The sequence below is a fragment of the Methanobrevibacter smithii ATCC 35061 genome (assembly GCF_000016525.1).
In the GTDB taxonomy this organism is placed as follows: Archaea; Methanobacteriota; Methanobacteria; order Methanobacteriales; family Methanobacteriaceae; genus Methanocatella; species Methanocatella smithii.
Genome location: NC_009515.1, coordinates 83,776 through 101,898, shown reverse-complemented (window position 1 = coordinate 101,898; position 18,123 = coordinate 83,776). Strand labels below are relative to the sequence as shown.

Below are 18,123 nucleotides of genomic sequence, written 5' to 3'. Positions count from 1 at the left end.
GGTGGTTTCATTGAAAATATGGATTGATATTTCAAATGCACCTCATGTAAGGTTTTTTAAAGATGTCATTAAATATTTGGAATCTGAAGGAGAAGATTTAATAATTACAGCCAGAGACTTTGGAGATATTCATAAACTGATGAATATGTATGATATAGACTTTATTTCTGTTGGAAAACATGGAGTAAGTTTATATGATAAGCTTAAAGAAAGTACTTCACGTGTTTATGAACTTGTAGATGTTATTAATGATGAAAAGGTGGATGTTGCACTTAGCAAGCATTCTATTGAACTTCCAAGAATAGCATTTGGTTTGGGAATTCCAAGTTTGTATGTTTTGGATAATGAACATGCATTAGCTGCAAATAAATTAACTCTCCCGTTATGTAACAGAATTATCACACCAAATAAAATTGATATCTGGAAATTAATGCAATTTGGAGCAGACCCTAACAGTATCATTCCATATAACGGAACTTCTGAATTGATGCATTTTAAGAGCTTTGAATATAACGACAATATTTTTGATGATCTGGACCTTAAATTGAAATATCCAAAAACTATTTTGATGAGACCTGAACCATCTTTAGCATCTTATTTAGATGCAGATTGTCATAAATCAGTTTTATCTCCAATTGTTGATGTATTAAAAGAATATGCTAATATATTGATATTGCCAAGATTCAAAGCACAGGCAGAAATCTTTGAAGGCATTGATAATGTTACTATTTTAGAGCCTCCTGTCGATACTTCAAGCTTAATGAAAAAAGCGGATTTGGTAATTGGAGCAGGGGGAACTATGAATAGGGAAGCAGCCATATTGCAGACTCCTGTTATTTCATGTTATCCAGGTAAAACATTAGCTGTAGATCAGTATTATATCGATCAGGGTTTAATGTTTAGATCCAATGATATAGATGAAGTTATACAGAAAGCTTTGGCTTTTATTGTTAATCCTCATGAAAAAATTGATTTCAAAACTGATGATTTATTCCAAATTATCATAGATAATATTTATGATTTGGGTAATGAAGGTAAATAGTTTTATATTAAAAACAACTAAATATTATATATTATATTTAGTTTTTATTATTATGGGCTGGTAGCTCAGATGGTAGATCGTCGCCTTGGCATGGCGGAGGCCCCGGGTTCAAATCCCGGTCAGTCCATTTATAAATTTTCAAAAAAATAAAATTTAAAATTGTGATTAAATTATGATGTTAATAGCTCAGAATCATTTACAACTAATCTTAGAAGTAGGGGCAATGTTATTTGTTACATTAGTCTTTTGTCTTAATTTAATTCCATTGTCACTTAGTGTTGTAACGTTTTTATCTCTCTTTTTAGCTGGTGGGTTCACACTTCTTTTTGGAGCAGATATTCTTTTACTAATAATTTCATCTAGTCAGAATGAATTTACACATCCATTTGGGCCAATTGCTTTAATGGCTATTGTTTCTGCATTTGCATCGCTGAAGGTGATGAAGAGTTCGGGAGTGGATGTACGACCTCTTAGAAAAGTTGTTTTATTGTTCCTTGCAGGTATTACCATTTTCGGTGGATTAATGCACAGATCTTTCTTAATATTATGGATATTAGGTTTGTTTATTGGATACATCATAATTTCCAAATCTTTCAGAGAAAAATCAGTATTTACACTTAAAAGGATTTTAATGTTTTTCGGAGCAGCTCTTGCAGGTTTTTTCGGACTTGAAATAGTAGCTAGAATAACTGGAATGACTATTTTCTCTCCATTGTTAAGGTTAGGAAGAATTGAACAGTACTCTTCATCCAGTATTAAAATGGTATTAAATAACATCCAGCTAATCGGACATAATGGTGCTGCTTCTTTCTGGGGTACTGAAGGAACAGCATTTGCTGAAGGATATATTACCCTGCCGATGCAATTAATCATATTCTTTGGTTTGCCATTCCCATTGTTCTGCGGAGTGCTTGTAAATCAGAAAGATACAATCGATTATATGCTTCCAGGTATTTTCGGATATGGATTTGACTTTGGTTATTTAGGTCTTGTCGGTTTAATAGTTTTTGTTTTAGGAACTATCATAATTGGTTTAAAAATATTGACCATGTATAGGGAAAAAAGAGAAAATAATAATAAGAAATACTTAGGTAGGGAAGTGTTATTGACAGGTGCATTAACTGCATTTATTGCACAGGCATTAATCGGTATGTTTATATTTAACAGATCTATTAACGGATTAGCGTTGCTTTCATTTATCTTTTTGGGAGCATTGATATTGGCTAATGTTGTTACACTTAAATCAAGAACTAATAAGAATATTTAAAGAGGTTGAAAAGAGATGAAAGCATTAATATTATTGGGATGTCCGGAAACCCCATCACAAACACCTATGTCAATTTATGCGTCTTATAAATTATCTGAAAAAGGTTATGATGTGACAATTGCTGCCAATCCTGCAGCTTCCAAATTAGTTAAAGTTTCTGATCCGGAAAAATATTATATTCAGGAAATGGTTGACTTGGACGACTGCTTAGCTAATGTTCAGGAAGGGGAATATGATTTGTTGTTAGGATTTGTACATAAAGATGCAGCAGCATCCTATTTTGTAACTTTCTATCAGCTTCTACAAACCAAATCTATTGCACTTGTATTTGAAAAGGATTCTGAGTTGTTAAAGGAATATACTGAAATTGTCAGTGAAAATACTGATGCAGAAGTTATTTCTGTAAGAGCATTTCATAATCCAAATCCAATTAAAGTTAACCTAGATAAAGTATTGAAGGAGTTATAATAAAATGTCTTTTTGTTTAGATACTTATCTTCAGCAGTCTGATAATTATGAAATTTTGGCATCACAGGCAGGCTTTAAAGATTGTGCCAGACTTATCAGATTTAAAGCTCCAGAAATCGTTTATGTCAATGCTGGAGAAGAAATTTTAGGATCTCGTGTTATTGGTATAACTCCGATTCCTATTGGTGTTGATTCAAAAAAAGGAACTGTACTTATTCCATATACCAAACCATGTTATGGTACTGCAGTTGTAGAGTTGCCGGTTGACATGGCCGAGATTGAAAAAATAAGAACATTAAATATCAAATAGATGAGTTTATGATTTCTACTGTTGTTGGCAGTTTTCCTGCTGAAATAAAATCTCCAACTACTGCAAAAGATAAAATATTAAATGTATTTGGAGCTTATGATCCTTTTAAGGAGTCTATAAAACAAACTGTAATCTCACAACTTGATGCTGGAGTTGACATTATTTCTGATGGTCAGGTTCGTGGAGATATGGTTTCTACTTTTACTAATTTTATTCCGGGAATGCAGTTGGAAGACAATAATACTGTTATCACTTCTAAAATCAGACAGCCTACAAAAGAAATTTCCATTGATGATTTAAAATATGCTAAAAAAGTCATGAATGATTATTTTAATGGAAATATTCCTGAAGGTAAAGGAATTAAGGGAATCATAACTGGTCCTTCCACAATTGTTTATTCATCAAGAATTGAGTCTTTCTATAAACATAAGGAAGATGCAATTTTGGATTTGGCCAGAAGTCTTAAACATGAAGTTGAAGCTATTGAAAAAAAGATTAATCCGGTTTATATTCAAGTTGATGAACCGTTTTTATCTACTGGTCTGGTTGATTTGAAAGTAGCCAGTAAAGCTATTGATATAATTGGTGAAAATCTTAGTGTTCCATTAGCTATGCATGTTTGCGGTAATTTGGATAATGTTTTCAAAGATTTGATTAAATTCAATATTGATATTTTGGACTGTGAATTTGCAGGAAACGACATTAACATTAAAATTTTAGAAGAAAACTCATCTTTAATCAGGAATAAAAAAATAGGCTTTGGCTGTCTTGACACTTCCATAAATGAAGTTGATTCAAAAGAAAAAATTGAAGGCCTGATAGCTAAAGGTGTTGAAATTCTTGGAAAAGATAATATGATTTTAGACCCTGACTGTGGGTTAAGAAGAGCTACTAAGGATGTAGCTTTCAATAAGCTTAAATTAATGAACAGTATAAAAGATGAATATAGTTAAAAATTATCTATATTCATGTTTAAAGTTTGGATCATATAGCTTAGATGGTGTGAAATCTCCAGGGTTTAACACATCTCCAACTACAATCATTGCAGTCTTTGTTATATTAGCATCTTTTACTTTTTGTGCAATATTCTTTAAGGTTCCTCTAATTATTTCCTGGTCATCCCAAGTTGCTTTTTTTACAACTGCTATAGGAGTATCCTCACTATATCCGACCAGCAATTCATCAACAACTTTATCAATCATACCAATTCCCAAAAAGATACACATAGTTGCCTGGTGTTTGGATAAGCTGGAAATGCTTTCACTACGTGGTTTGGGAGTCCTGCCTTCGGGACGTGTAATAATAACTGTTTGTGAAATTTCAGGTAATGTCAATTCTGTTTCAAGTACGCTGGCTGTACCAAATAATGAACTTACTCCCGGAATAATATCATATTCAATATCATATTTTTGCAACTCTCTGATTTGCTCACCGATAGCTCCATAAATGGAAGGGTCTCCAGTATGGACTCTAGCTACTAACTGTCCTTTGGAAGTTGCTTCGCGGCAAATTTCAGTTGTTTCCTCTAAATTCAATACAGCGCTGTTGTAAACAACACAATCTTCTTTTCTTGGATTTAAAACTTCTTTATTAACTAAAGATCCTGCATAAACAATAACATCTGCTTTTTCAATAACATTTCTTCCTTTGACAGTTACTAAATCCGGGTCACCGGGACCTGCTCCAATAAAGATTACTTTACCTTTCATAATACAATTTTTTGATTTAACTTCTATTTAATAATTATGAAAGTAAAAAAGAATTTAACATCAATATTTCACTTTAATTTAAACAAAGTTTATTAATTATCAGGATAATTAAAAAATATGGATAAAAAAGGAGTTATATCACTAGAAGCCATTTTTTCTATTTTTATAATATTATTGATAGTTGCATCAATACTCTTTTATGTACAGTCAAATTTGGAATCAGATAAAAATATCGAATCAAGTTTCAGCCACAGGTTGATTTTGGATAATCTGGCTAACTGTATAAATCAGGTTAACTCAAATGGTGAAGGGTTTTCCAAAAAAGTTTTGCTGCCTCAAAAAGAGTATGCATATAAGATTACAGTTGAAAAAAGCAAATTAACAATTGAATACTCAAATAAAAAAGGTGAAGTGTCTATTTTGCCGGCAGATATTAATAGAAATTATGAGTTGTACGGTGGACGGAGTTATTTAATCGAAAATCGAGATGGGGAGATTGTGATAATATGAATGATGAAAAAGGCCAGCTCAGCGGAGAATATATGTTGCTGGTTGGGTCTTTAATAGTTGTTTTAATGATTTCAATATTCATGATAGCTAATGAAAATGAACTTAACATAGCAATGGCAGCTGCAAAATCAGGTGCTGATGAAGGTGTTGCATCATCATCAAGTGCAATATATCCGAAGGAAACATTTAATGAATATGATGACAGGGAAGGCTTAAAACACCCCTGCAGTGTAAGTATTGTGAATGTTAGTTATAATTCATCAGGAATAGATGAAAATTATGGAAAGCAAAAAATACAGTTTAAAGTCTATGCAAAAGCAAGTGTTGATTATAATAAAAAAGAACTGGATTCAATCGGAGATAGGATTAATTATAATTTGAGAAAATCAGTAGCTATGAGTTTTAATACAGCAGATTCTACAAATAAACTGTACAATCCGGTATTTTCCAATAATTATGTCTTTACAACAGCTAATGTAGTATGGGTTTAAATATTATTAAAAATAATTAATCTTTATGTATAGTCAGAATGAAAAAGATGAGCTTTTAAATGAGCTGAAGGAAATGGAAAGTCTTCAGATAGATATGGATAATGAAGGTAAGATTCTGCAGGAAGACATTATTGACTTTCTGTTAAACGGAAACGGAAATCCTGAAGATTTGGGAGACAGAATTGAATTGTATCTTTATGAATTTAAATTGTTTTGCAGAAAACCGGTAAGATTCGCTCAAAAAGATTTTAATGTTTATTTAAATGCTGTTGATATTCCTTTTGAAAAATTGGATGCTCTTTTAAAAGATTTGGATAAATTTACATTGGTTATTTATACAGAAGTAGATAAAGGATTTAGTGTATTGAATCTAAATCTCTTGTTAAAAGATTAGATGTTAAATACTCTTTTCGCATTGTTGGTTGTTATTTCATCAACAGTGTTCAAATCCATTTCTTTAATTTCAGCTATTTTTTCACAGGCCTTAACAACATTTGCAGGTTCATTTCTTTCTTCTTTTGTCATGGCTAAATAGGGACTGTCTGTTTCAGTCAGAACATGATCCAATGGAATGTCTTTTATTAGTTCCTGATGTCTTTGTGAGTAGCAAAGCATTGTGGAAAAGCTCATGTAATAGTTGTCATGCTCCATTATTCTTTTAGCTGTTTTTAGGCTTCCGCTAAAGCAGTGAAATACTGCATATGGCAGGTCTTCGTATTCATTGATGAGATTCAATGCTTTTTTCTCGCAGTCGCGAACATGCATAAGCAAAGGAACTTTATAATCATTGGCTATTTCAATAAAGCTGGTGAATATTTCTTTTTGTCTTGCCCTTAGGGATTTGTCTTTTACGTAAAAAAAGTCCATTCCCACTTCACCAATAGCTACAATATCATTGATATTGTCAATTAAATGTTTTTGAGCTTCGTGCAGTTCTTCAGCGGTACATTCCTGTGAAGTTACAGGGTGGAATCCGAAAGTCGGATAAATAAATCCTTCATTTTCTTTTGATAAATTTAAAACAGTCTGATTTCCTTCAAGATTTGTTCCGGAGTTAATTACTGCATCCAGCTTTTCTTTTGCTCTTTTAATTACGTCTGTTCTATCGTTGTTATAGTCTTCAAAATCTATGTGGCAGTGTGTATCTATCATATTTTTTATACTCCAAATCTACGTTCTCTTTCTTGGTATGATCTGATGGCTCTTAAGAAATCTACTTTTCTAAGTTCTGGCCATAAACTTTCACAGAAGTATAATTCAGAGTATGATGATTGCCAGAGTAGGAATCCGCTTAATCTTTCTTCTCCGCTTGTTCTGATAATTAAATTGGGGTCGTCCAATCCTGCAGTATAAAGGTTTTTACTTATTAAATCTTCATCAACATCGTCAACTGTTATTAATCCTTTTTCAATATCTCTGATGATTTTTTTAACTGAATCTACGATTTCTAAACGGCCGTCATATCCGATAGCTAAATTAAGTTGTCTTTTGTTATAGTTTTTAGTTGCTTCTTCTGCATCGTTAATAGCTTCTTTTACATTGTCAGGCAATAAATCGATTCTTCCCACTACTTTGACTTTTACTTCGTTTTTATGGATTTTTTCATGATCAACCAGTCTTTTAAAGTTTTTGAAGAATAAATTCATCAGTCCTTCCACTTCGTGTTCCGGTCTGTTAAAGTTTTCTGTTGAGAATGCATATGCTGTTACTATTTCAATTCCAAGTTCTATTGTCCAGTCTAAAACTTTTTCCAGAGTGTCTACTCCAATTTCATGTCCTTTTACAACATCCATATTTCCCTGAATCTTAGAATAGCGTCTGTTGCCGTCCATGATAATTGCTACATGTTTGGGCATTTTTGAGGTTTCTAAATTTCTGGAAATATACCATTCATATATTTTATAAATAAAATTTTCACCCATAATAACTACCTGAAGTAAATGATTCTCTATTAATAAATATATATTATTTGATGCTTTTAAAGTTTGGCCAATTTATATGCCAATTCTAAACTGCGCAAATAACCTTCTCTACTTTGGTCACGGCTGGTGTCGATGTATATGTCATCAATGCCGAAGGTTATTGCTCCAAAGCTTGGCCATGAGTTTAATAAAACAAGTGTTCTAAAAATAGTATTTCCTACAATTCCGTTTGGAGCTATTAATATGTTGCATTTGTTTTTTATAGCCTGGTCAATTAATACGCAGCTGTTTTCAATTTTCTGATTTGTATGCTTTTCAATTAATTGGGTGAGCTTTTTGGCATCATCCAGTGACTGGTTGATTTCTTCGCTTCTGCCGTAATCTCCGGGTCTTGCATATGAAAGTGTAGCTATTTTCGGAGTTTTTTTAAGTTTTTTCATAAAATCTATGCAGTGAACAGCTATATTGAGCTTTTCTTTTAGGGTGTTTCCTTCGTCAATGCCGACGGAGCTTATTATAAATTCATGACCTTTCCCATGGATATATGTTGCTCTTGATATTTTGGGATAACTTTCTTTTAGTTGTTTTAAAACATTGGATGCAGCTAGTGAACCCCGTATTGTTGCATCTATATTTTTGTCTGAAATGCTTTTGGCAAGTTTTTTGTCATTTTCGATTAATTCAATATTGACATTTGGTTTTTGTGTTTTAAAAATATCACAAGCCTCTAAGATGTTTTTATTTTCTCCAACTCCAACAGCTATAGTTATCATTAATTTTAATTATTTATTGTAATGTTATTTATAGCTATTTTTTAATAAGAAAAAACTAAACATTTATATGTAAGTAAGTACTTACTTACATTATGGAAATTGAACTAGATAAAACAGAACAGAAAATTGTTGATGCAACAATATTCCTTTTAGATAAAGAAGGAATGAACGGCACAACAACTAAAAAAATAGCTAAAAAAGCTGAAGTTAGTGAAGTTACTGTTTTTAGAAAGTTTAAATCTAAAGATAATCTTTTAAAAATAGCTAAGATTTATTATTCAGATTATTTCCTGGAGAAAATAAGTGATATTTTCATTAATTACGAAGATACAGATTTGGAATCATTATTAAAGCATATATGGGGGAAACTTGTTAATTTTTTAGATAACAATCTGGATATTATTAAAATAGCTTTAGACGAGCTGATGTCCAATCCTGAAGAGGAAAAAATATTTTCAAAATTTTCAGATGAAGTTCTTAAAAATCTAACCAATATTTTTCAAGAACAGATTGATAAAGGAAAAATACGTAAAATCAATCCTTCCGCAGCTGCATTAACTGTCTTTAGTGTAATTGTTGAAGGGATAATATTCTGGAAATTCGAATCAAAAGTTTCCAATGATGATACTAATAAGTATCTTGATGATTTTTTAGATATATTTATTAACGGTATAACTAACTAAAACGGTGGAACTAATGTCAATAGATAAAATATTTCATATAATGAAAAAAGATTCAAAAGCAATCTTTAAAAATCCGGCTGTTGTTATTACAATAATAGCAATTATTATTTTACCTTCCTTATATGCACTTTTAAATATTGATGCATGTTGGGATCCTTATGGAAATACAGATAATTTGGATTTTGCAGTAGTAAACAATGACCAAAACGCAACATATAACAATGCTTCATATAACTTTGGAGATAAGGTAATTGATAAATTGGAAGACAATGATGATTTTGCATGGGATTTTGTAGACGAGGATGATGCCCGGGACGGGGTGGAAAATGGAACGTATTATGCAGCTATAATAATACCTGAGAATTTCTCCTCAAATTTATTATCAATCAATGATCAAAACCCAAAACAAGCACAATTAACATATTTAATCAATGAGAAAACAAACCCTGTTGCTTCAAGAATGAGTAACAATGCAGTAAATCAGATACAAAGTAAAATAAATGATGAGGTTATTCAAACTGTAAACGGTGTAGCATTTAACCAATTATCAGTAATGGGTCAAACAACACCTCAATCAAGCTTATCACAATTATCCTACATGAATTCAAGTGGTGTAGATAACTATTTCTACTCTCCAACTGAAGTTACAAAAGAAAAAATAAATCCTGTAGATAATTACGGTTCAGAAGTATCTCCATTTTACATTGTACTTTCAATATGGGTTGGATGTGTAATTTCAGTTGCATTGATTAAAGCAAGATACTTAGGTGAATCATTATACAAACCATTAGAACTTTACTTCGGTAGAATGGGATTGTTCTTAGTAATAGGATTATTGCAATCAACAGTAACCCTAATTGGTGCATTCTGGTTAGGAATTGAGGTTTCTGATCCCGGACTGTTCATCGGCTGTGTTTATTTAATAACCATTGCATTCATGGTATTGATTTATTCATTATTATCTCTGTTCGGTAATGGTGGTAAAGCATTGGCTATTATTATGTTGGTACTTCAAATATCTACAACAAATGGTATTTATCCTGTATATGTGATGAATGACTTTTTCCAAGCATTAAATCCATATTTACCAATGACTTATGCTATAGGTTTACTTAGAAATGCATTACTTGGTGTTTATTGGCCAACATTTTTCACTGGTGTTTATGCAATGATAGCTATGATTATTGCATCATTGCTTGTAACAATTATCATTAAAGAAAAATTTGATAATGTAGCTAATAAATTTGAACAAGCATTAAAAGACTCAGGATTATTCTAATTCCTGAGCTTTATTTTTTTTTTAAATCTTAAATTTTTATGTATGGTAACATCCTGCATTATAATCATATGGAACATATGCTCCCATATCATTTCCTTCATCATCCATACCTGGAATATAGTGCCATCCTTTAGCAGCTGCTTCTTCACGACTAACTCCTAAACAATCATAATCAGGTCCATATCCAGTTTTATACGAATATCCGTCTTCACTCATTATGCTTTCAGTTTTATCGCTGGAACTACTTTCATTATTACTTAATGATGTGGCTTGGTCAGATATTGTTAATGATTGTGTAGTTTCACTTTTGGAATATTTGTCGTTCCCGTTGTAAATGACTTTTACAGTGTATTGTCCGTCACTGATTCTGTTAAGTTGCAGCACACCATTGCCCATTTCATCAGTTGTTACTTGTTGATTCTTTTCATTTTCAATTATTATATCTACTTTTTGATCAGCTATGGGATTTCCATTTGAATCTTTTAGTGTAATTGAAATTGTGTCTCCATTTTTTAAAGTATCCTTGCTTATAATATTTATTTCACTGGATTCCTTTCCAAAATTAGTCATTAATGTTATTAGTGTTAAAAGTAGGATAACAACAATTATTAACAGCATGACGATAAGTTTCTTCTTATCTTTTTTCATTTCATTTCCTCAATTATTTTAGTATTAATATATTGTATTAAAGAGGTTATAAATTTTGTTGTAAAAAAAGTAAAAAATAAAGAAATTAATCTTTATTGAAATCTTCAATAGCTTCGTCAACTATTTCTAAAACGGATTTGGATAAATCAGGATATTTATAATTTATTGGGACAGGTATATTGTCACAGTATACTACATCCAAACCAGCTTTTATTGAGTCTTTAGTAGCTACATCAACAGCAGCAGCTTTAAGTTCAGTGAGCATTATATCTGCTTCATCCATATATTTTTCTATGTCCTTTTTCAAAAGAGGCCTATTGGATAGGTGAGGTGTTGTTCCAACGATTTCACAGTTATAATTGGTTTCCAGATAGTCAACTAATTCATGTTCAATACTTTTTGGAGCAGTTGTAGCAAACAGCACTTTTTTACCGGAAATGTCGGCTAATGGTTTTGGTCTGAATACTGTTGAAATTATTTTTGCTTTTGGATTTATCTCTTTTATGAATTTTTCAATGTATTCTCTTTTTTCTTCATTGCACATTGGTTCTTCGCACATTGTCAAAATAATTAAATCACCAAGACCAATCCTGTAAGGTCCGAAATAGTCTATAATATTATTCAATGGTTGATTTGCACCAATAAGTACAATATTTTTATTTGTTTTAATTGGAGGAATTGCAGCTCCGCTACCTTCAAATATGGCAAATTTGGAATCTACCTGATTAGCTAGTTTTGCTCCTTTTTTCATATTGGTTAAAAAGACTTCACCTGCCATTCCACCTCCGCAACGTCTGCAGCCTATTGTTAAGATTCTGCTCATTAGAGCATCTTCCCAATGGTCACTTGCTGCATGAACTCCTTTTTCAGACTGTTCTAATAAAAATTCAGGTGTTATTTCAAGCTGTTCTCCATGAACTATTTCCGGTTCTTGAGGTCCGCCTCTTCCCATAGCTATTACACATGGTTCATATCCGTTTTTATCAATTAGTCTGGATACAAATCCTGAAACAGCAGTTTTTCCTATTCTTTTTCCAGTTCCAATTATTTTTATTGAAGGTTTTTCCATTATTTCATATTGTGTAACTGGATCAAATTTAAAATCAGGACCCTGATAGCTTACGCCTTGTGCAAGTGTTTTACAGGCTATTTTAAATCGTTTAGGATAATCCAGGATAGGTTCATCACTTAAATCCATCACAGTATCTACATCATATCTGTTAATCATTTCTACAATAATGTCATATGGAATGTCTTCATTTTTTGCAAACTGTACAGGAACGCCTAAAACCTTGGAATATGATTCTTCAGAGTCATCTCTTAGTTTTTCAGTTCCTCCAATGAAAACAGCAGCTACTATGTCGATATGTTCTAAATTATTTAAAACATCGATTGATTCCTGGGTGACTGGAAGGTAATGTTCTCCGTCAACTAAACAGAGCATTTTACTAATACTTTTCATATTAATCACAATTAGAATTTAATCAATTAGTATTTATGATAAGTAATAGTATTAAAAATATTTGAATTTATAAAAAAGAAGAAAATGGGCTAATATTTAAGCCATTTTTATATAGTTTTGAGACCTTTCAACAAGGTCGGTTAATGAATTGCACACATTGTCAGGTATTGAATTTTCATCTTTTTCGTTTATTACCTGTGCAATTATTTTACAAAGAACAAAAATAGCATGTTTGTGTTCTGCTTTTGTTTTGTGGATGTGGTGTGGGCTTATTTTAAGTGATATGTATTCACTGCAATCGTTTTTTATCTGATCGTTTTCTGCTAAATATTTTAAAATATAAACTAAAAATTGATGTAATTGTATCATTTCATCTTTGTACATGTGTATCTGACCTAGTATCTATAATTAAGAGTTTAAGTAAATTATTTAAATGAAATAAATAATTAGTTTTAATTATTAATATTAATTAATATTATTATTTTTAATCTTATTTAAATATTGCATTGGTTACAGAAGTTTAGATATTAACCTTTTATAAATATCTGGCAGGTCTTTGTCTAAAACATCTAATCCTTTTTGAGTTATTCCGTTTTTAGTTGCAACTTTATTAATCAGTTCATCAGGTGAGTAAATATCTTCTTTTAATATGTATGCCGTACTGTTTAATGTTTCTGCAAGTATTTTAAAGGTTTCTTCTTTTGAAAGATTGCATTTCTCTTCAAGTTCGCCAGCAAAAAGATCTAAACCAAGAGCTATAAATGCAGGCATGCAGCTGGCAGCTATTGTAGCTATCTCCAAATCCATGGGACTGTCAACAACTTTTATCTGGCTGAATTTTGAAAATAGCTTTTCGACAAATTCTCTATTTTCGCCAGAAACATTTTCATCATGCATAATAATGGAAACACCTTTTTTAGGATTGTCTTCATCATATGTAGAAGATATTGTTGGAATAACGCAGCTTAAACCACAGTCTTTAAATTCCAAGTCTGTTCCTGCACAGGTATGTATGATTTGTGTATTTTTAGTTATATGTGGTTTTAGCGGGTCTAAAACATTTGCCAAATCGGGAGTTTTTACTGATATTATTATTTTTTCACAGTTTTTTGCAACTTCTATGTTATCATCTGTAATTGATATGCGCGGGTCAATGTCTTTTAAGTGATTTATTTTAGATAGTGTTCTATTTGCAATGTAGAGTTTATTTAAATTACAAAAATCATGACTGATTATATTTTGGCTGAGAAGTTCTCCAATATTTCCATATCCAATAATTCCGAGGTTCATATATTTCACATCTTAACATTAAATTCTTCAGTTTCAACAATTTTTGGAAGTTTTCCAATGCTTCCAACATTATCCTGGGAAATGATTAAAACTCCCTCAAACAGGTCTTTATAGTTTTCACTAGCTTCAAGAGCATTTGATACTTTATATTCACTGTTTTGCCCAACAGCTTCATTGGCTATTTTGGTAGCAAGCCCGTCAGCTACTGATGCTTTTTTACTCAGCACTGTAACGCTGTCTGCATAACCGAAGCTTATTGAATGGCCTATTTTACCTGAAGATGTACAGATTCCCAACGGTGTTTTTCTTGCTTTTAATTCAAACCCGATTTTATTTCCTAATATGGGATTGTTTGAGTAAATTCCGCATACTGCTTTTTTATTGTTTACAATAGCTATGTCTCCTCCGTTTTCAATAATGGAATATTCGGATTTTTTGGAAATTAGGTAATCAAGAGACATTTCAGATATGCATCCTGCAACACAAGCCATCGGACCTACATCACAGTAACTGGAAGCTGTATACATTCTTTTTATTATTTCACTCAAATCCTCTTCATCATGATTAACAGGCTCCAGAGATAATTGAAAATCTTTATTTTTAGTTATATAATGTTCCAGTTCTTTTCTTAGATTTAATATGTATTTTTCCAAATTGTTATTTTTCAAGTCTGTTGTTAGTCTGATATGGGTCTGATTTAAATCAATATGTTGGAATTCCATAATGTTATTATTATTTAATTATCTTCTTTTATAACTATTGTTAGTGGATAAATTGGCTCTTTCAAAAACTTGTGTGATTTTTTTCTTTTTCATTGTTTAAATTCCAATAATTTAGTTTTAGCATGAATCTGGCTAGAAGTCCTTGTTCTATTTTCATTGTTCTTTTTATGTGTTTTGGGAATACTTTTTGGAAGATATTTTCGATTTTATTGTTTGTTGATGGGATGTTCGTGTTTTCCAGGTGTGTCGTTAATTTTTTGAAGTAAGGAATGATGAATTTCCAAAGAATTTTGTTTGTGAACTTGTTTTTTGTATATTTTTTGTTTATTAATTCGTTTCTAAGTTCTTTAGCAGTATTTAAGTCTTTTGCATCCAATATTTTATAAATGTCCTGTTTTAAACAATTTAATATGTCTTTTTCGTCTTCAGATAATGGATTTTTGTCAAAGTAATCTTTAAATCTTTTGTTTACTGCTTGTTTCACGTGAAATTTGCAGAAATGGTGTTTTACTTTTAATTTATCGATGGCTTCACGATATTCGTGTTTTAAGTCTGTGCCTATTGATATTTTTTTCTGATTTCTTAGAGATTCGTTTAAAAATTGATAAATGGTCTTAGAATCTTCTGATTCGACCAATTTAACGGAAACGAGAGTATTCAATTTAACGTCGAATAAGGCTAAAATATAGTTCCATTCACCATTAATTTTAACCCAAAGACTATCAAATAAGTAATATCCAGAATAAGTCCAATTATCATAGTTAAATTGATAATTAGAGTTCAATAAGATGTTTTCAATGCTTTGATGTGAGATTTCAATGTTATGTTGTTGTTTTAAATCAAATCGTATTTTATGGAGCCCTGCTCCATAAATTTGATATAAATTCTCAATACATTCAATAACAGGCAATGTAATATTTGAATTTGAATAAACAAGAGATAATAAATCAGTATAAAAGACTTTACCGCATTTTATGCACTTATATTTTTGAATAGTGCAAATTTGTTCTCCAATTCTTAAAAAAATAAGTTTACGTTCATAAGTACCATTTTTAACAGCATTATGTGATTTACAAGATGGACAAATTGCAACTCTATTCTCAAAATGTATTTTACCTCTTTTTTCCAATCTGATAAGATTATTCTCAATATTTTCGCAACCAAATCGAGAAAGATCATCAAATTGACGGAATTCAGAAAACTCAGGAACAAAATCGAAAAGTTTAAATTGTTTTGACTCCATAAATTCATATGGAGCTTTTATTTTGATACTAGACATATTAATATATTAGCTCCACTTAATATATTAATTTTACTGCTTTTAAATTAAAAATAAAGAAAAAATAGAACGAAAAAAATTCGTGACTCAAAAACTAGTGAAAATTCAAATCACACAAGTTTTTGAAAGTGACGATAAATTAAAAAGTATATAAGTTAATATACTAATTAAGCTAATAAATAGAAATTATAACAGATGTGATATAATTGAAATCTTTTAATTTTTTACTTAAAGAAAGGGAAGAAAAACCAAGACAAAAAGGTATAACAATGGTTCTGGACAAAGGTCTAGGACTGGAAACTGCTGAAAGTTTAATGAATATTTCCGGAGATTATGTAGATTACTTAAAATTTGGATGGGGAACATCAATTGTACATGAACAGGATATAATCAAAGATAAAGTTGCCATGTATAAATCACACAACATAACTCCGTATACTGGTGGAACTCTCTTTGAACTGGCATATATGAATGATAAATTAGAAGAATTCTTCCAGGAAGCTCATGACTTAGGTTTTGAAGCTATTGAAGTATCTGACGGATCAACAACAATATCTCATGACAAAAAATTAGAATGCATAGAATCAGCTAAAAAAGACGGATTCGAAGTATTGTCCGAAGTAGGTAAAAAAGATCCAGGACTGGATAAAGAATTGTCTTTAGATGAAAGAATAGAGTATATGCAAAATGAATTGGAAGCAGGTTCATCATTAATCATTGTGGAAGCAAGAGAAGGTGGAAAAAACATTGGAATTTATGACAAGGCAGGAAATGCAAAAGAAGATGAAATAGATTATATTTTAGATAATTTCGATGGAAATAAAATCCTTTGGGAAGCTCCAAACAAAGACCAGCAAGTATTTTTCATTTTAAAACTTGGAAATGATGTTAATTTAGGTAATGTATCAACTGACGATATCACTTCCCTTGAAACCTTAAGAAGAGGTTTAAGGGGAGATACTGTAGGAAAAATTTAAACCGTAAGAAAGTTTAAAAGAAGGTATTTAATTTGAAAGAGAGAACAATTGGCCAAATTAATAAGAAGATTGAAAATAATGAAGCCAAAATATATACAGCAGAAGAGTTTAAAAAGCTTATAAAAGAAGACAATGCTCCAAGCTTTGAAGAAGTGGATGTAGTAACTGCAGGAACCTGTGGAGTTATGAGCGGTACTGCAGCTATCTTTAACTTTACAGTATCAGAGCCAGGAGTGTTTATGAGGGCAAAAAATATATATTTAAATGGTGTTCCAGCTAATATTGGCCCATGTCCTAATGAATGGTTGGGTTCTGTAGATTTAATTCTTCATGGAACCTCTAAATCAGTAGAAGACTCATCATATGGTGGAGGATTCCTATTAAAAGACATTCTTGAAGGAAAAGATATTGACGTTAAAGTTGAAGCAATCAATGGAGACATTATTGAATCAACAACAAACATTGGCGAAATTACAAGAGCACAAATGATTGGAACACGTATGGCATTTAAAAATTATACAGCATTTGTAAATCCATCTGCAGAACAGGTTTCATCAATATTTTCAGCTATTCCTCTGGAAGGAAACTTAAAAGGTCTGACATTTTCAGGATGTGGGGATTTAAACCCTCTTCAAAATGATCCGAATAATTTAATAATTGGAAACGGAACTAAAGTTTTATTAAACGGTGCTGAAGCTATTGTTTTAGGGGAAGGAACAAGAAGTTCACCTGAAAAACCAAATTTAATGGTTTCAGGAAATCTTAAAGATATGGAAGCAAATTATGTTGGCGGATTTAAAACCGGTGAAGGCGGAGAAGTCTACGATACATTGGCTATTCCAATTCCTGTTTTAAATGAAGAAATATATAATAATTTATTAATTAAAAATAGTGACATTCCATTAACTGTAGCTGATATTAAAGGCCGTCATTTGCCACTGACACAAACTGATTATGGTGCAATGTGGGATAATCATGAATTAAGGCCAAAATATGTTTCAGATAACTGCGGCTGTGATAGTTGTACAGTTGAGGATGTATGTCCAACAAATGCATTTAAAAATAAAAGACTGGATTTATCTAAATGTTTTGGTTGCGGAATGTGTGTGCATTACTGTAAAAACAATAGCTTTACAATGGATGCAGGCAATGTTGACCTGGAAATAGGCGGTAAAAAACATAATATTCCAATTATATGCAGGCAGTCCGATGCCTTAAGAGCTAATAAATTATCTTTAAAATTAAAGAAAATGATTAAAAATCATGAATTTAAATTATAATTGAGGTTATT

Annotated in this window: 22 protein-coding genes and 1 tRNA gene; 13 read left to right on the top strand and 10 right to left on the bottom strand. The window is 31.3% G+C overall.

Annotated elements, in window-relative coordinates:
• Window position 1: 1 nt before the first annotated feature.
• The 6 genes from MSM_RS00515 to MSM_RS00490 all read left to right on the top strand — a co-directional run bounded on the left by MSM_RS00515 (window position 2) and on the right by MSM_RS00490 (window position 4,040).
• Complete coding sequence (locus tag MSM_RS00515) at window positions 2–1,042, top strand: DUF354 domain-containing protein (protein ID WP_011953684.1); 1,041 nt, start codon at window positions 2–4, stop codon at window positions 1,040–1,042.
• A gap of 54 nt (window positions 1,043–1,096) precedes the next feature.
• Window positions 1,097–1,169, top strand: a tRNA-Ala gene (locus MSM_RS00510).
• Window positions 1,170–1,214: 45 nt separating this feature from the next.
• On the top strand, window positions 1,215–2,309 hold the full coding sequence (locus tag MSM_RS00505; protein ID WP_011953683.1) for a hypothetical protein: 1,095 nt from the start codon (window positions 1,215–1,217) through the stop codon (window positions 2,307–2,309).
• Between the two features lie 15 nt (window positions 2,310–2,324).
• Window positions 2,325–2,777, top strand: a complete 453-nt coding sequence (locus MSM_RS00500; RefSeq protein WP_004034044.1) for a DUF1890 domain-containing protein — start codon at window positions 2,325–2,327, stop codon at window positions 2,775–2,777.
• Between the two features lie 4 nt (window positions 2,778–2,781).
• Window positions 2,782–3,087: a DUF1894 domain-containing protein gene (locus MSM_RS00495; RefSeq protein WP_004034043.1), complete on the top strand. Its 306-nt coding sequence runs from the start codon at window positions 2,782–2,784 to the stop codon at window positions 3,085–3,087.
• 8 nt (window positions 3,088–3,095) lie between these two features.
• On the top strand, window positions 3,096–4,040 hold the full coding sequence (locus MSM_RS00490) for a methionine synthase (protein ID WP_004034032.1): 945 nt from the start codon (window positions 3,096–3,098) through the stop codon (window positions 4,038–4,040).
• Between the two features lie 3 nt (window positions 4,041–4,043).
• Here the strand turns inward: MSM_RS00490 and cobM are convergent, their stop codons facing one another.
• Window positions 4,044–4,796 carry a precorrin-4 C(11)-methyltransferase gene (gene cobM / locus MSM_RS00485; RefSeq protein ID WP_004034030.1) on the bottom strand — a complete coding sequence of 251 codons (753 nt, stop codon included), beginning with the start codon at window positions 4,794–4,796 and terminating at the stop codon, window positions 4,044–4,046.
• Between the two features lie 117 nt (window positions 4,797–4,913).
• Between cobM and MSM_RS00480 the strand changes: the two genes are divergently transcribed.
• From MSM_RS00480 to MSM_RS00470, 3 genes are read left to right on the top strand one after another with little or no spacing between them, the layout of a single operon-like run.
• Window positions 4,914–5,306 (top strand): hypothetical protein, encoded by a 393-nt coding sequence (locus tag MSM_RS00480; protein WP_011953682.1) that lies wholly within the window; start codon window positions 4,914–4,916, stop codon window positions 5,304–5,306.
• Window positions 5,303–5,797: a class III signal peptide-containing protein gene (locus MSM_RS00475; RefSeq protein WP_011953681.1), complete on the top strand. Its 495-nt coding sequence runs from the start codon at window positions 5,303–5,305 to the stop codon at window positions 5,795–5,797. Before MSM_RS00480 ends, MSM_RS00475 begins: the two co-directional genes overlap by 4 nt.
• Window positions 5,798–5,822: 25 nt before the next feature.
• Window positions 5,823–6,191: a hypothetical protein gene (locus MSM_RS00470; protein WP_004034024.1), complete on the top strand. Its 369-nt coding sequence runs from the start codon at window positions 5,823–5,825 to the stop codon at window positions 6,189–6,191.
• On the opposite strand, the gene MSM_RS00465 is transcribed toward MSM_RS00470, so the two are convergent.
• The 3 genes from MSM_RS00465 to mtxX are packed head-to-tail and all read right to left on the bottom strand — an operon-like array spanning window position 6,188 to window position 8,492.
• On the bottom strand, window positions 6,188–6,949 hold the full coding sequence (locus MSM_RS00465; protein ID WP_011953680.1) for a TatD family hydrolase: 762 nt from the start codon (window positions 6,947–6,949) through the stop codon (window positions 6,188–6,190). The genes MSM_RS00470 and MSM_RS00465 overlap by 4 nt on opposite strands.
• Before the next feature lie 5 nt (window positions 6,950–6,954).
• Window positions 6,955–7,719, bottom strand: coding sequence for a polyprenyl diphosphate synthase (gene uppS, locus MSM_RS00460; RefSeq protein ID WP_004034020.1), 765 nt, complete (start codon window positions 7,717–7,719; stop codon window positions 6,955–6,957).
• A 56-nt stretch (window positions 7,720–7,775) separates the two neighbouring features.
• Window positions 7,776–8,492, bottom strand: coding sequence for a methanogenesis marker protein Mmp4/MtxX (gene mtxX / locus MSM_RS00455; protein WP_004034018.1), 717 nt, complete (start codon window positions 8,490–8,492; stop codon window positions 7,776–7,778).
• A 92-nt stretch (window positions 8,493–8,584) separates the two neighbouring features.
• Between mtxX and MSM_RS00450 the strand changes: the two genes are divergently transcribed.
• Window positions 8,585–9,175, top strand: coding sequence for a TetR/AcrR family transcriptional regulator (locus MSM_RS00450; RefSeq protein ID WP_011953679.1), 591 nt, complete (start codon window positions 8,585–8,587; stop codon window positions 9,173–9,175).
• A gap of 13 nt (window positions 9,176–9,188) precedes the next feature.
• Window positions 9,189–10,454 carry a YhgE/Pip domain-containing protein gene (locus tag MSM_RS00445; protein WP_011953678.1) on the top strand — a complete coding sequence of 422 codons (1,266 nt, stop codon included), beginning with the start codon at window positions 9,189–9,191 and terminating at the stop codon, window positions 10,452–10,454.
• 36 nt (window positions 10,455–10,490) lie between these two features.
• Here the strand turns inward: MSM_RS00445 and MSM_RS00440 are convergent, their stop codons facing one another.
• From MSM_RS00440 to MSM_RS00415, 6 genes are all read right to left on the bottom strand, one after another.
• Window positions 10,491–11,102: an Ig-like domain-containing protein gene (locus MSM_RS00440; RefSeq protein WP_011953677.1), complete on the bottom strand. Its 612-nt coding sequence runs from the start codon at window positions 11,100–11,102 to the stop codon at window positions 10,491–10,493.
• 85 nt (window positions 11,103–11,187) lie between these two features.
• Window positions 11,188–12,564, bottom strand: a complete 1,377-nt coding sequence (locus tag MSM_RS00435; RefSeq protein ID WP_004034011.1) for a P-loop NTPase family protein — start codon at window positions 12,562–12,564, stop codon at window positions 11,188–11,190.
• Between the two features lie 96 nt (window positions 12,565–12,660).
• A complete protein-coding gene (locus MSM_RS00430; RefSeq protein WP_011953676.1) occupies window positions 12,661–12,948 on the bottom strand; it encodes a UPF0058 family protein in 288 nt (95 codons plus the stop codon).
• A 126-nt stretch (window positions 12,949–13,074) separates the two neighbouring features.
• A complete protein-coding gene (locus MSM_RS00425; RefSeq protein ID WP_011953675.1) occupies window positions 13,075–13,854 on the bottom strand; it encodes a pyrroline-5-carboxylate reductase family protein in 780 nt (259 codons plus the stop codon).
• Between the two features lie 5 nt (window positions 13,855–13,859).
• Window positions 13,860–14,576, bottom strand: a complete 717-nt coding sequence (locus MSM_RS00420) for a UPF0280 family protein (protein WP_011953674.1) — start codon at window positions 14,574–14,576, stop codon at window positions 13,860–13,862.
• A 61-nt stretch (window positions 14,577–14,637) separates the two neighbouring features.
• Window positions 14,638–15,855: a DDE-type integrase/transposase/recombinase gene (locus MSM_RS00415; protein WP_011953673.1), complete on the bottom strand. Its 1,218-nt coding sequence runs from the start codon at window positions 15,853–15,855 to the stop codon at window positions 14,638–14,640.
• 206 nt (window positions 15,856–16,061) lie between these two features.
• Between MSM_RS00415 and comA the strand changes: the two genes are divergently transcribed.
• A complete protein-coding gene (gene comA / locus MSM_RS00410; protein ID WP_004034004.1) occupies window positions 16,062–16,832 on the top strand; it encodes a phosphosulfolactate synthase in 771 nt (256 codons plus the stop codon).
• A 32-nt stretch (window positions 16,833–16,864) separates the two neighbouring features.
• Window positions 16,865–18,112: a methanogenesis marker 16 metalloprotein gene (locus tag MSM_RS00405; RefSeq protein WP_011953671.1), complete on the top strand. Its 1,248-nt coding sequence runs from the start codon at window positions 16,865–16,867 to the stop codon at window positions 18,110–18,112.
• Window positions 18,113–18,123 lie beyond the last annotated feature (11 nt).